Source organism: Planktothricoides sp. SR001 (genome assembly GCF_001276715.1).
Taxonomy (GTDB): domain Bacteria; phylum Cyanobacteriota; class Cyanobacteriia; order Cyanobacteriales; family Laspinemataceae; genus Planktothricoides; species Planktothricoides raciborskii.
On the sequence record NZ_LIUQ01000029.1, the window covers coordinates 73,207 to 86,506 of the forward strand.

Below are 13,300 nucleotides of genomic sequence, written 5' to 3' on the forward strand. Positions count from 1 at the left end.
GGTGTAGGGAAGAGGGATATTTATGCATAACTTTTCACTTGTACGGGCGAATGGCCATTCGCCCCTACCACTTTTCACTTTCTTCACGATGGCGGCCCCACACCCCAAAACCTCCCGCCTTTGACTAACGCAGGCTTTGTCCTTACTCAAATAAACCCGTGAGTCTTTCCACCTCAGTTTCCCCCACATAACTCGGAGAACCGGCTAAAATACCCACCACATTTCTAAAAGGTTTACCAATATGCATCCCTTTGCCATCAATAGAAAATTCCCGAATATCTTTATCATGCATAGAACCGCGCATTTTCAGCACCGTAATGCCCCGACGCATTTCCCCATACATTTCCACATATCGCAATAAAATAATCGAATCAGTAATCGTAGAAATATGCGCTTCTGTAATCGACGTACCACCCACTAGAGACGGAGTAGTCGAAGTAAATAAACCGCCCACTTCTTTTTGTTTAATAAAAGAAGTCAAACCAATAATAAATTCCCGAAATCCCTTCAGGGATGATACCCTTTCCAAAGCCGAAAGACTATCGACAGCCACTCGATTCGGTTGAAAAGTGTCAATAATCTCCTTCATCATAATCAGATGATTTTCTAAGCCGGTACTTTCTGGGTAGCGACAAACAATCTTTAGATTACCGGCTTTTTCCATTTGATCAAAATTCACATTCCAACCGATCGCATTCCGATAAAGTTGCTCCCGACTTTCTTCAAAAGCAAATAATAAACACCGTTCATTATTCGCAATTCCCCCGGCCATAAACTCTGTCACCATCAGGGTTTTGCCCGTACCCGTCGCCCCAGAAACTAAAATAATTGAATCCCGAAAAAAGCCTCCCCCACACATCCGATCGAGTTCTGCACTGCCAGAAGAAATCCGCACATTAGACGAGCGTTGTTCTAATTCAATAGCCGACAAAGGCAGAATCACAATCCCTCGTTTGGGGATAATCGTAAATGGAAACTCTCCCTTTTGGTGTTCTGTGCCTCGATACTTCAGAATCTCTATGGTGCGACGGCGTTTTTCTTCCATCAAAACATTCCGAACAATCACCACATTATCCGCCACAAATTCTTCCACCCCATAACGACTAATCTCCCCATATTCTTCGGTACGTTCAGCAGTCAAAATAGCCGTTACTTCTAATTCCCGCAATGCCGCCGCAATACTAAACAAATCACTGCGTACTTGAGCACTATCTTCTAAGTGGCTAAAAATTGCCCCCAAAGAATCCATAGAAACTCGTACCGCATGATATTTACGAATCGCATATTCAATCCGGGCTAACAAAGGCCCTAAATCATATTCCCCGGATACCAGCGGCTTTTGTCCCGGTTGGGGGGAGGCATCCACAAACGCCCATTTTCCTTCCTTCTCCCATTGAGCAATATCCCAACCGAAGCCCTTCATATTTTTCCGAATGGCGTTGGGGGATTCTTCAAAGGTGACAAAAACCCCATTTTGGTTTTCTTTGATTCCTTCAGCCAAAAACTGACAAGCCAACACCGTTTTCGCACTGCCTGCGGTGCCAGCAATTAAGGTGGCTCGACCTTTTGGCAACCCGCCCTCGGCTAAGAAATCAAAACCAGGAATTCCCGTTTCTAGCTTTTCAATAAAATCCGTGTTACTTTCAAAACTACTCATTGGTTTCACTTACTTTAAATAATTTTCTTCAGTTCCTACTGAATCAGGCAAAATCCTACTAAATTTATCATTCGATCTTCCATATTCAGCCGTTATTAGTTATGGGTTATTGGTTATTTTGCCGATTTAACCATAATCAAGAACAAGAAACAACAAACAAGAAACAACAAACAAGAAACAACAAACAAGAAACAACAAACAACATTATTCTTAATTATCGATATCCAGACCAAGCAAAACTAGCTCAGTTTTCGACATATCCCCAATAATTCTTTGCAGCGGCGGCGGCAATTGCTTAATTAAAGTAGGTGTAACCATAATTTTCTCGTTTTCCGCCACATCCGGTTGCTCCAGGACATCAATAATTTTCAATTCATACTGATTTGAAAGTTCTTGATCGCAAATTCGCATTAAGTTAGCGATCGCTCGTTGGGATCTGGGTGAATCACCCGTGATATATAACTTGAGTAAGTATTTCATAAGTCTTGCTTTACATTACCGGAAGATTTATATACTTTCATATTACTTAATCCCAAATAATATTTGCGATAGTATGAAGTCAAATAGCCCATCATTTCCAAAACCATTAATCGTCCTTCGGTGACATAAGCTTGCGCCTTAGCCAAATTGACCATTTTAGTTTTTTCTTTCAACGCTGTGGTATGAATATCCACCACATCTCGTGGGCTTGCTTTGAGCAGTCCTAACTTTTCCGCCTGGGTACGCAGTCGGTTGGAAATATTATGTTCAACTTTATAGGCTTGTTCTTCTAATGCTAAATCCATTAATTTACCATAGTTTTCTACGTGCTCGCGGAAAATTTCGGGACAACTATCCTGCAAACTGACAGTACCATACAATCTAGCCGTGATATTGGTTCTGCCACTTTCGGCGAACTGCTCCAGCCATTCAAATTCCAAGTCTTGTTCTTGCTGTTGTTTGGCCGTTTCCATTTTAGTCGTCTGAAGATACCGTTCAATGGCCAACCGGATCCCATAAACCAGTAGATTACTATCAAGATTTTGTTTAGGTAAAAAGCCATAAGCTCCTAACTGTAAAGCCTGGACTACTAAGCTTTCCTCATTATTGCCGATTTGTACGACTATCGGGGTATGGGGAGAATGTTTCAGGGTTCGCTCTAATGTATCGAGTCCTTGGCTGTCTGGTAATATCAAGTCTAACAAAATAACGTTGAAATGGTTTTTCTCCAGTTGCTCTACTCCAGCCTGGAGAGTTTCCACCCCAGTCACATGAAAAGAAAAACCTTCAGCTAAACCACCCGGTTCGGCTTCACACAACAGTGCTTGGATGAGTTTTGAGTGGCTCCGATCATCTTCGATTAATAACACATTACATACTTGTTTAATCATAATTAAAACACCAATAAATTGGCTGAAATCATCCCACTCTTTGATTGCCCGCAATCTGTTGTACATCAAGAGACATTAAGATACATTTCTGGCGATTCCCTCCGGGCGGATCCGTTTGAGCGATCGCGCATAATATCAACCCCAGTCTTTGATTTAACCCAAGATGTCACCCAAGATGTCACTCAAGATGTGACCTACACTGATAACGGATCCTTTTCCCATTCCTCGGAACCCGTTTCTTACTCAAGGATAAATTTTTTAGGAAAATCTTCGGTGATACTATTGTACTATCGTAGAGCGTTTTCTGTAAATCTATGTAAGTAAATCTATGTAAAAGAATCAACTTTATCCCATAAATTAATGGCGCAAATATAACCTGATTATTCCGATATTTTTTTTATTCTTAATAAAACAACTTGATTTTTTGCCTGGATAAAGATTTAAATTAAAATTTAAATGAAGCAACCGGGTTTCTGATTTGAATATCAGGAGTTAACGGTGGAATGAGAAAAAAAAATCGGTTGCGGCGCGGCGCAACAGAGGGTTAAACCGTTGCCCGATAGTCAAATTAATAAAAGTAATTCTCACTAAATTAAACCAAAAACACCACACCATAAGATATGTGATTTATAATAAAGCAAATTTAATGGTGAATTAGACGATCATTTGCTGATTTTGATGGGATATTGATATAACGGACAAAAAATGCTTAAATATAAATAAATATTCTTATACCTCAGCAGTAACCATGCACGAGCTTAACGTCGAAAAAACCAACGATATCCTAACCAAAATCATGGAGTATGAGTTGGCTGGAGTGGTGCGCTACACCCACTATTCACTGATGGTGACAGGGCCTTATCGGTTGCCGATTGTCGATTTCTTTAAAGCCCAAGCAACGGAATCCCTGATGCATGCTCAACAAGTGGGAGAAATTCTCACGGGGTTAGAGGGACATCCCAGCCTCCGAGTTGCACCAATTCAAGAAACTTATCAACATTCAGTGCGTGATATTTTGCAAGAAAGTCTCAATCACGAAAAGGCAGCGTTGGATTTGTACAAAGAACTACTCGATACCGTGGAAGGAGCGAGTGTTTATTTAGAAGAATTTGCTCGCAATATGATTGGCACCGAAGAAATGCACAATATTGAAATCAAAAAAATGTTACGAGACTTTAGTGTCTAATTTATAGGGTTCTATAGGCTTCGTTCTGGGCAATTACGGCCACGACAGTTAGGGGCAACCACCGCGCCTTGGATTGCCCCTAATTTTTTTGCCGGAAACAGGGAAGAACTAGACCGGATCAATTAAATCAGTTTGATTACTGAGAAACCTCTAATCTTTGGGTGACAAAGGTGATGCCATTATGACGAATAAATACTGCTGAAATCCAGCGGTCATTGGCCACTAAAGGGGCTTGACCAATTTTGAAAAGACCACCGGCATTGAGGGGTTGTAAATCCAACTTGGCAGGATTCATGTATCCGAAAATACTAATTGGTTCTTCCAGGGCGGCACCCAGGAGTAAATCATCCCCCAGAGGTTCTAAAACAATGGCATCAAAGTTGTACTGACGACCAATTTTGACTCGATCCGGGAGATTGATTTGGACATTGGGGGGATTTTCGCCACTGGTTAGCTGACTTTGTTCGGCGAGAATCTCTTGATGGACAATTTGTTGATTTTCGTAGCGTTGGCGCGATCGCACTGTAGCCCGTAAACGATACTCTCTGTCTGGGGTAGTTTGCACCCCATTAATCTCCGTCACCGTTTCGGCGACAATGGCATTGCCATCAGCTTCCCAAGATTTTAATTCGGTCCGATAAGTCAAATTAGGATAACGCTGCCACAGTTCCCGTAAAGCCTGTTCTAGATTGGTATAAGTTAAGCCATCACCATGAGTCAGAGTGGGACTATAAAATTTCATCACCCCGCGAATATTTTGCTGGCTGGCTGCATCATCGACTTGTTGCAAGAGAGTTTGCAACTCTTGGGGGGCGGTGTCAGGACTTGCCGCTGCCACAGCACTGCCAGGAAATATGCTACTCCAGCAAAAGGTTAAACCCATTACAAAACCAATCAATTTTGTTTTTTTCGAGAGATCCGGCGATCTGAAATAATGAGCGAATGAGACGATAGAGTTGTGCATCGGTGATAAGTTAAAGAATGGACTGGACAATTGAAGCAGTGAAATTTTAGCTGTTCAATTCAGGTAGGACAGAGCATAAGAATCAAGTCCTGAAACGAAATAAGTATGCTGATTGGAACGGAGAGGAGACGAAAACGGCGTGAGTAAGGCATCGATTCGATTACTAATAGCCGCGAGTGGCACAGGGGGACATTTGTTCCCTGCGATCGCCACCGCTGAACAGTTGAGTGATTATCACATCGAATGGCTGGGGGTGCCAAACCGGATGGAAACTCAGCTAATCAAAGGTCGCTATCCTTTACATACCATAGCAGTAGAAGGATTTCAGCAGCGCCTCGGATTGGGGACTCTGCGGGTAGCCACTGGATTGATCCGCTCCATTTTTCAGGTGAGAGAACTCTTAAAACGGGAGAAATTCCAAGGGGTGTTTACCACGGGCGGTTATATTGCAGGACCTGCGATTATTGCGGCTCGTTCTCTGGGATTACCAGTGGTTCTCCATGAGTCTAACGCTTTACCGGGTAAGGTGACTCGCTTCTTTAGTCCTTGGTGTACGGTGACGGCGATTGGATTTGCTGCCGCTGCCAAATATTTGCCCCGGTCGAAAACCGTCATGGTGGGTACACCTGTGAGAAACCAATTTCTAGAAACCTCGACCTTGGACTTACCGATTCCGGAAAATGTCCCTTTAATTGCGATCGTCGGCGGTTCTCAAGGGGCGGTGGCGATTAATCAGTTGGTCCGCCAATCGGCACCGCGATGGTTAGAGGCGGGGGCCTGGATTTTCCATCAAACCGGAACCAATGACCCGGACGCGAGTAGTTTCCAACATCCGCACTATTTAGCCAGGGCTTTTTGCGACCAGATGCCTGGACTCTTGCAACGGGCGAATCTGGTGATTAGTCGCGCTGGCGCTGGCACCCTGACTGAGTTAGCGGTGACGCGGACTCCTTCTATTTTGATTCCGTATCCTTATGCCGCTGAAAATCATCAAGCGTTTAATGCGGCGGTGTTTGCGGATGTTGGAGCGGCGATCGCCTATAGTCAAGGAGAGTTAACGGCGCAATTACTCGAACAAAAAGTTTTAGAATTGCTCAAATCGCCCACATTGTTGCCAGAAATGGCTCAAAAAGCCCAAGAACTCGCGGTTCCCGATAGCAGCGATCGCATTGCTAGAGTTTTGCGAGACTTATTAGGCGCTTAAAAGGTCGCACTAGATGGAGAAGAAGCGATCGCCACAAAGAAAAACCATGAATAATTGTTAAAGAATCATAATTAATTATTCGTTAACCTACTGATAGCCGACCCCTGAAACCTGACCCCTGAAACCTGACCCCTAAAGCCTGACCCCTGAAACCTGACCCCTGAAACCTGATAGCTAAAACCTGATAGCTAAAACCTGATGACTTATAAGCGACACGCTGATCCGCGAAACCCTGAGAAGTTGACTGGTTTAAAGCTTCAAGCTTGGAGCTAAAAACTTAATCATAAAACATCGAATATTATAGAATTCAATAGCCACTTGGCTGCCAAGCTAAGAAAGTGCATCCCCATCGGTCATGTCTATCAAAAACGATTGGAATTCCGTCCCTCCGTTAGAAAATGCAATTGATCCGAATCCCTTGATCGTCTTGCCAGACCGACTTTTGGATCAAGTCATCGAGTTAATGAACCAAGCAAATGCTCATAACTGCCGGCTACCTGGATTCACTTCAGAACCCAGTCAGATCGACACGGGAAGTCATCGTTGTGTGCTGGTGATGGAAAATCAGCAGCTACTGGGCATTTTTACTGAACGAGATATCATCGATTTAATTGGAAATCATCATTTAAATACCCCGAATCAAATCACCATCGATCGAGTGATGAGACGCCCCGTGATTACGCTGACGAAAACAGAGCATCAAGATATATTTGCGGCTTTGTCACTCTTGCGTGAGCATCAAATTCGCTATTTGCCGGTATTAGATATCCACCAAAAACTGATTGGAATTGTCACCCCGGAAACCATTCGCGCTTGCGTACAACCGGCAAATCTACTCCAATGGCGCACTGTCCGCGATGTGATGATCGCAGAGGTAATTCAAGCAGAAGAAACCGAATCTGTCGCCAGTTTAATTCAAGTAATGGCTAAGGAAAAAACCAGTTGTATCGTCATTACCGCCAGCCCCGATAAAACTTCCGATAAAACTCCCGATAAAACTCCCGATAAAACTCCCGATAAAACTCCCAATAAAACTCCCGATAAAACTCCCGATAAAACTAGGAAGCAAAAGGCGATCGGCTGTGAGGAATTTCAGCCACTAATTTCCGATGGGCATGATAATTATCTGAGGCTGGCAAATTTTTCTCAAAAATCTTTAATGGCGGTAGGGAGCGTCTCAGAACAAGAGATTTTGCAATGCCAAGTTTTAGAAATAAACTTGGAGAAAACTCAGGCGCGAGATATTATGAGTAGCCCGATATTAAAGATCGCCCCCCATGAATCTTTGTGGGTGGCAAACCAGCAAATGCAGCAACATCAAGCCCATCAATTAGTGGTTTGCGGCGATCGCGGAGAAGTATTAGGTCTGTTAACCCATCATTGTATTCTCCAAGTTTTTGATGTCCTAGAAATGTCTAGCGTCATCGAAGGATTACAACAGTCGATCGCCGAACAAACAATTCAACTGATAAAAAGTAACGAACAATTACATCAAGAAATCAGAGAACGTCAACGCACGGAAGAAAAATTACAAAAACTTAACCATGAATTAGAAAACAGAGTGATGGAACGCACCATTGCCTTACAAACTTCTAATGATGAGTTAATCGCGGAAATGATTCGCCGTAAACAAGTTCAAGAAGCCTTAAGAGAAAGTCAAGAACGTTTATGGTCTTTGATTCAAACCGCTGGCAGTGTAATTATTTTTCTCGGCCCAGATAATCGAATTTTGCAGTGGAACTTAGAAGCGGAACGAGTCTATGGTTGGCAAGATATCGAAGTATTAGGAGAAAGTTATTTAGATATTTGTGTGCCGTGGGAAATGCGAGAACAAGTTTCTCATTATCTCAATGAAGTATTTAATGGCAACCCGCAAAGAGATTTGGAATTACCGGGAATTACCAAAGATGGTAATAGTCAGCCTATTTTATTGTGGAATCTGACGCCGTTATTTGATACTCAAGGAGAAGCGCTAGGGGCAATTATTAGTGGCCAAGAAATTACGGAACGCAAGCAAGCGGAAGAACAGCTTTGGCAGTATAAAGAAAATTTGGAGGAATTAGTGGCCAAACGCACCGCAGCGTTGACCCAAGCCAACCAAAAACTGCGGCGAGAAATTCGCGATCGCCAACGGGCAGAACAAGCATTATTTCAAGAGAAAGAATTAGCCCAAGTCACCTTACAATCCATTGGCGAAGGAGTGATTACCACCGATGCTCATGGTTACATTCAATTAATCAACCAAATGGCAGAAGAAATCCTTACTTGGGAAGCAGAAGAAGCCTTTGGGTTGCCGGTGACAGAACTCTTTAAAATTGTCCACGAAAAAAGCAAAGATCCTTTACCAAATCCCATAGAAGCGGCATTACTCGGCGAAACATTTGTGGATAATACCCATGAAAGTGTGCTGATGGTGAGAAATGGCAAAGAATTGGCAATTAATTGCACCGCTGCCCCCATTCGGGCCAGTGATGGCAAAATTGTTGGAGCCGTCTTAGTATTTCGGGATGTGACCCACTCGCGAAATATGTCCCGTCAGCTATCTTGGCAAGCGAGTCACGACCCGTTAACAGGTTTAATTAACCGACGGGAATTTGAAAGCCGTCTAGAATCCGCAGTGATTAATTCTCAAGTGGATAATCTGGAACATACATTATGTTATCTGGATCTGGATCGCTTTAAAATTGTCAACGATACCAGTGGTCATGCAGCGGGAGATGAATTGCTGCGTCAAATCAGCACTTTATTATCTAGTCATTTGAGAAAAAGTGATGTGCTGGGACGACTCGGTGGAGATGAATTCGCCGCTATTCTTTATAATTGTTCCGTGAATGAAGCCCTACGAGTGGCCAATGCTATGCGTGAAAGTATCAATATTTTTGAGTTTGTTTGGGAGCAGCATACTTTTATGATAGGGGTGAGTATTGGTTTGGTGGCAATTAATGCCAATACTGCTAATTTACAAAGTGTTTTAAGTGAAGCGGATGCCGCTTGTTATAAAGCCAAGAAATACGGACGCGATCGGGTGGAAATTCACCCGGTTTAATTTTCTGATTTATCTCAAACAAGATAAAATAAAAAAATAGATGTTTTTTGGTGCTTGAATGAAATGAATAACCAGGAAGAAATTAATCTCAAAACTTATATCCAACACACTGCCGCTTTAAACCAATTGCCTATTCCCCCAGAATGTGAAGCTGGAGTCGTGGCTAATTTTCAACGCATCGCTAAAATTGCTCAACAAGTGATAGAATTTCCTTTGCCGGAAAATATAGCAGCGGATCCCAAGTTTGACCCTTAAATTGATTTGAATTGAGTAAACTTTTAGCCGCCGCCAAAGATTCTGATTAAACACTAATTGAAAATGAGCATAGACCTGAACAACGGTGATGCGATCGCGATATCCACCGCTGTGAAAAACCAAGAAATCACCGCCAAAGCCGTTATCCTGGATACATTAGCCCAAATTGCCCGGAAAAATCCCCCGATAAATTGTTTTACGGCGATAACTTCAGAAAGTGCGATCGCCCAAGCAGAAGCGATCGATCAAAAAATTGCCACAGGCGAAGATCCGGGTCTATTAGCCGGAGTTCCCTTTGCCGTAAAAAATCTATTTGATATCGCCGGATTAACCACATTAGCCGGGTCAAAAATTAACGCCGAAAATCCCCCCGCCACTCAAGACGCTGCCGCAATTTCCCGACTGAAACAAGCCGGTGCCGTCCTAGTTGGTGCCTTAAATATGGATGAATATGCTTATGGATTTGTCACCGAAAATAGTCATTATGGTGCCACCAAAAATCCCAGAGATTTAACTCGTGTGGCCGGGGGTTCTTCCGGCGGTTCAGCCGCTGCGGTTGCTGCCGGATTAGTCCCCATTAGTTTAGGTTCTGATACCAATGGTTCGATCCGAGTTCCCGCTTCTCTCTGTGGAATTTTTGGCTTAAAACCTACTTACGGCAGGCTATCTCGTGCCGGTACATTCTTATTTTCCAGTAGCTTAGATCATATTGGCCCTTTTGCTCGGTCTGTGCGCGATATTGCCGCTGTTTTTGATCTGCTTCAGGGGCAAGATCCCCAAGATTCTGTTTGTACCCACCGAGACCCTGACCCTTGTTTACCTCAGCTAAATCGAGGCATTGAAGGATTAAAAATAGCCGTTGCTAATGACTATTTTGCCCAAGGAGGACAACCGGAAGTTTTTGCCGCCGTTGCACAAATTGCCAACGGCTTAAATGTGCAACAAAATGTGACAATTCCCGCCGCAGATCGGGCAAGGGCGGCGGCATTTGTGATTACCGCCTGTGAAGGAGCAAATCTCCATTTAGATCGCCTGCGATCGCGCTCCAGAGATTTTGACCCGGCCACCCGCGATCGCTTTTTGGCTGGTGCCTTAATTCCGGCTCATTGGTATATTCAATCCCAGCGATTTCGCCAATGGTTTCGGGATATCCTCCGAGAAATATTCCAAACCGTCGATATTATTCTTGCCCCCACCACTCCCATCGTTGCCCCGAAACTTGGTCAAGAAACAATGGCGATCGATGGTCAAGAAATCCTCGTGCGTCCCAACTTAGGACTCTATACTCAACCCCTTTCTTTTATTGGTTTACCCGTCTTATCTGTGCCGATTCATTGCCGAGGCGATCGCCAAAATAATCTACCATTCGGAGTGCAAATTATTGCCGCACCTTATAATGAATCATTAATTCTCCGAGTTGCGGCTTACCTCGAAGCCCAAGGCATAATTTCCGCCCCAGTGACCCATCCGCTTTAAACCGCCAATTTGTCATAATTCATCCCATAAAAAAATCCTTGTGTAAAACACAAGGATTTTTTTAGTCAAAAAATCTGGAAATCTAAGAGGCCAATGCAACTTCTACCATTTGTTGCAACTCACCTTTCTGATAAAGAGAAATCATAATATCAGAACCCCCAATAAATTCCCCATTCAGGTAAACTTGGGGAATGGTTGGCCAGTTTGAATATTCTTTAATCCCCTGACGGATCTCATAGTCCTCCAAAACATCAACAGTTTCGTAAGGAACACCCAGAGTATTCAAAATCTGGACTACATTATTAGAAAAACCACACTGGGGCATGAGTTTATTGCCCTTCATAAACACCAGAATCTTGTTCTGATGGACTAAATTATCGATTCGCTCTTTCAGTTCCGGAGTCATGTTTGGGTCTTACTATCTGATTGGTTGTAAGTTCTAGGGATAAATTTTAGCGCTATCTTCACGCTTCTAGGAAAAACAGACGAAAAATTGAGGCAGGCGATCGCGGTCAACGGATTTTGACCCGCCTAATCTCATTTTACCTAGACCGCTTGGGTAACTTGTTGCCAATCTTCTGGGGTATAAGTTTTCATACTTAAAGCATGAATCGCTTCGCTAGACATGGCTTCTTGCAGGGCGCCATAGACCATTTGATGCTGTTTGACGATGGTTTTCCCGGCAAATGCTGATGAAACCACAACTACCTGATAGTGATCGCGGGTGCCGGTTAAATCTTGAACCTGCACTTCAGCGTCCGGTAATGCCGCTTTCAGCATTGCCTCTACTTGGTCTGGACTAACCATTGATCTCCTAATTGTTGTTGGATACGAATTTCTTTTCTAATTTATCGTGAACAGCGCCGTCAGAACAGTGTAAAAGTTGATGGGGTTTATAGAGTCAAGGGGTGTTCAGTACCAGGATGACTAAACTGAGTGGGTAGGATCCTGTCGATCACTGACCGATCTTCCCCAGCCAAATTCGCGGTGACAACCGCAGCAAAATTGACATATAACCTATAGCCTACATCATAGTTATCAGACTATGTAATAAAAATGTAATAAAAATGTAATGAATATGTAATCAAAATTTAGTCATAGTTTTCTCCAGAATCAGCCAATCATCAACCCCTGAATCTGGGGAAATTTATTTTCGGGAAAAAATACCTCAAAGGTTTACGATGTAAGCTTTATGCGGTTTTAATCCCTAACTTATTTTCTGAATCATTACTCAGAACCTTGACCTCTGCAATGTGAGTCTGGCTTCAACCAATCAAATTCCGTGCGATCGCCACGTTTGGCTAACAACTCAATTGCTTGACTTGGCGGAAAATTTTCTCCAAAAATTGCTGTTTTTGATCGCCTAATAATGCTTAAACCCTTTGACAAGCCATACTTATACCATTTTTTTATTTTCTTAATATTATGAATATTTGTCATAACTTCCAGACAATCATCTCTTTACAAAAGAGTAGCGAATGCTACAATCAAAAAATCTCAAAAAAATATGTGTTTTCTTATACACTTCACTTACCTTTTATGAGGAAACAGCAACTATGCCTCCTTACTTAGTCACTCTAGTATCAGGTTTTCTCTTTGTTTGGCTAATACGTCATACCCATGAAGAAACCGTGGTGGTAATGGCCGCTTCCCTCGCCGCCATTCTATTGATTTGTGGGATTATTCTCGCCCCGTGGCCAATACAACTGGCCGGTTTTTTGATTTTGCTTGCGGATCGCCTAAATCAGAGATTTGAAGAGACTTTCTAATTAAAATAGCGCTACAGACGATTTAGACAAAAAATGATCCGCTAACGATCGGGATTTTTCCCAAACTATAGAGATTTATCTTTACTCAATATTTGTGAAGCATAGAGATTTATCTTTACTCACTATTTGTGAATCATCGCCTAGCTAAGATCGCTTCAGTCATCCAGTCTACCCAAAGAAATAAGCAAGGGGACAAAAATAATTGCATCCCCTGCTGCTTCTGAACCATCGGATTTTTGCCGATCGCGGATGGCAACAGATATAGTTACCGAAAATTTTCGGTTTAAAGCCCCGTCCTTTAAGGACGGATTTTTATTTATTATGCTATGCTGACAAAATACTCATAACCTTTCTAGGGCGTGTCATCAATTAA

The 13,300-nt window shown here is 42.8% G+C and carries 13 protein-coding genes; 6 read left to right on the forward strand and 7 right to left on the reverse strand.

Features of this window, described 5'->3' with window-relative positions; all coding sequences use genetic code 11:
* Positions 1-142: 142 nt before the first annotated feature.
* The 3 genes from kaiC to AM228_RS17305 all read right to left on the reverse strand — a co-directional run bounded on the left by kaiC (position 143) and on the right by AM228_RS17305 (position 3,027).
* The gene (gene kaiC, locus AM228_RS17295; RefSeq protein ID WP_054467489.1) at positions 143-1,657 is read right to left on the reverse strand and encodes a circadian clock protein KaiC; all 1,515 of its coding nucleotides are present in this window, start codon (positions 1,655-1,657) and stop codon (positions 143-145) included.
* A 210-nt stretch (positions 1,658-1,867) separates the two neighbouring features.
* Positions 1,868-2,137, reverse strand: a complete 270-nt coding sequence (locus AM228_RS17300) for a circadian clock KaiB family protein (protein ID WP_054467491.1) — start codon at positions 2,135-2,137, stop codon at positions 1,868-1,870.
* The gene (locus AM228_RS17305) at positions 2,134-3,027 is read right to left on the reverse strand and encodes a response regulator (protein WP_054467527.1); all 894 of its coding nucleotides are present in this window, start codon (positions 3,025-3,027) and stop codon (positions 2,134-2,136) included. Before AM228_RS17305 ends, AM228_RS17300 begins: the two co-directional genes overlap by 4 nt.
* Positions 3,028-3,775: 748 nt before the next feature.
* On the opposite strand from AM228_RS17305, the gene AM228_RS17310 reads away from it, so the two are divergent.
* Positions 3,776-4,213: a bacterioferritin gene (locus tag AM228_RS17310; protein WP_054467494.1), complete on the forward strand. Its 438-nt coding sequence runs from the start codon at positions 3,776-3,778 to the stop codon at positions 4,211-4,213.
* Positions 4,214-4,349: 136 nt separating this feature from the next.
* Here the strand turns inward: AM228_RS17310 and AM228_RS17315 are convergent, their stop codons facing one another.
* The gene (locus AM228_RS17315) at positions 4,350-5,111 is read right to left on the reverse strand and encodes a nuclear transport factor 2 family protein (RefSeq protein ID WP_156331858.1); all 762 of its coding nucleotides are present in this window, start codon (positions 5,109-5,111) and stop codon (positions 4,350-4,352) included.
* A 205-nt stretch (positions 5,112-5,316) separates the two neighbouring features.
* Between AM228_RS17315 and murG the strand changes: the two genes are divergently transcribed.
* From murG to AM228_RS17335, 4 genes are all read left to right on the forward strand, one after another.
* Entirely contained in the window at positions 5,317-6,381 is a 1,065-nt protein-coding gene (gene murG / locus AM228_RS17320) for an undecaprenyldiphospho-muramoylpentapeptide beta-N-acetylglucosaminyltransferase (RefSeq protein WP_054467499.1), read from the forward strand.
* 355 nt (positions 6,382-6,736) lie between these two features.
* Positions 6,737-9,427 (forward strand): diguanylate cyclase, encoded by a 2,691-nt coding sequence (locus tag AM228_RS17325; RefSeq protein WP_054467501.1) that lies wholly within the window; start codon positions 6,737-6,739, stop codon positions 9,425-9,427.
* Positions 9,428-9,490: 63 nt separating this feature from the next.
* Positions 9,491-9,682 carry a DUF4089 domain-containing protein gene (locus AM228_RS17330; protein ID WP_054467503.1) on the forward strand — a complete coding sequence of 64 codons (192 nt, stop codon included), beginning with the start codon at positions 9,491-9,493 and terminating at the stop codon, positions 9,680-9,682.
* Between the two features lie 63 nt (positions 9,683-9,745).
* A complete protein-coding gene (locus AM228_RS17335; RefSeq protein WP_190879135.1) occupies positions 9,746-11,158 on the forward strand; it encodes an AtzE family amidohydrolase in 1,413 nt (470 codons plus the stop codon).
* An 82-nt stretch (positions 11,159-11,240) separates the two neighbouring features.
* Here AM228_RS17335 and grxD read toward each other — a convergent pair whose 3' ends face one another.
* The 3 genes from grxD to AM228_RS32900 form a co-directional block, all read right to left on the reverse strand.
* Positions 11,241-11,564, reverse strand: coding sequence for a Grx4 family monothiol glutaredoxin (gene grxD, locus AM228_RS17340; RefSeq protein ID WP_054467505.1), 324 nt, complete (start codon positions 11,562-11,564; stop codon positions 11,241-11,243).
* Between the two features lie 140 nt (positions 11,565-11,704).
* Entirely contained in the window at positions 11,705-11,965 is a 261-nt protein-coding gene (locus AM228_RS17345; protein ID WP_054467507.1) for a BolA family protein, read from the reverse strand.
* 420 nt (positions 11,966-12,385) lie between these two features.
* Positions 12,386-12,598 (reverse strand): hypothetical protein, encoded by a 213-nt coding sequence (locus AM228_RS32900; RefSeq protein ID WP_156331859.1) that lies wholly within the window; start codon positions 12,596-12,598, stop codon positions 12,386-12,388.
* Between the two features lie 116 nt (positions 12,599-12,714).
* On the opposite strand from AM228_RS32900, the gene AM228_RS17350 reads away from it, so the two are divergent.
* Positions 12,715-12,927: a hypothetical protein gene (locus tag AM228_RS17350; RefSeq protein ID WP_054467508.1), complete on the forward strand. Its 213-nt coding sequence runs from the start codon at positions 12,715-12,717 to the stop codon at positions 12,925-12,927.
* The last annotated feature ends 373 nt before the right edge of the window (positions 12,928-13,300 follow it).

Coding starts and splice junctions, on each gene's coding strand:
- kaiC (WP_054467489.1), bottom strand. CDS start 1,657: ATGAGTAGTTTTGAAAGTAACACGGATTTTATTGAAAAGCTAGAAACG.
- AM228_RS17300 (WP_054467491.1), bottom strand. CDS start 2,137: ATGAAATACTTACTCAAGTTATATATCACGGGTGATTCACCCAGATCC.
- AM228_RS17305 (WP_054467527.1), bottom strand. CDS start 3,027: ATGATTAAACAAGTATGTAATGTGTTATTAATCGAAGATGATCGGAGC.
- AM228_RS17310 (WP_054467494.1), top strand. CDS start 3,776: ATGCACGAGCTTAACGTCGAAAAAACCAACGATATCCTAACCAAAATC.
- AM228_RS17325 (WP_054467501.1), top strand. CDS start 6,737: ATGTCTATCAAAAACGATTGGAATTCCGTCCCTCCGTTAGAAAATGCA.
- AM228_RS17330 (WP_054467503.1), top strand. CDS start 9,491: ATGAATAACCAGGAAGAAATTAATCTCAAAACTTATATCCAACACACT.
- AM228_RS17335 (WP_190879135.1), top strand. CDS start 9,746: ATGAGCATAGACCTGAACAACGGTGATGCGATCGCGATATCCACCGCT.
- grxD (WP_054467505.1), bottom strand. CDS start 11,564: ATGACTCCGGAACTGAAAGAGCGAATCGATAATTTAGTCCATCAGAAC.
- AM228_RS17345 (WP_054467507.1), bottom strand. CDS start 11,965: ATGGTTAGTCCAGACCAAGTAGAGGCAATGCTGAAAGCGGCATTACCG.
- AM228_RS32900 (WP_156331859.1), bottom strand. CDS start 12,598: ATGACAAATATTCATAATATTAAGAAAATAAAAAAATGGTATAAGTAT.
- AM228_RS17350 (WP_054467508.1), top strand. CDS start 12,715: ATGCCTCCTTACTTAGTCACTCTAGTATCAGGTTTTCTCTTTGTTTGG.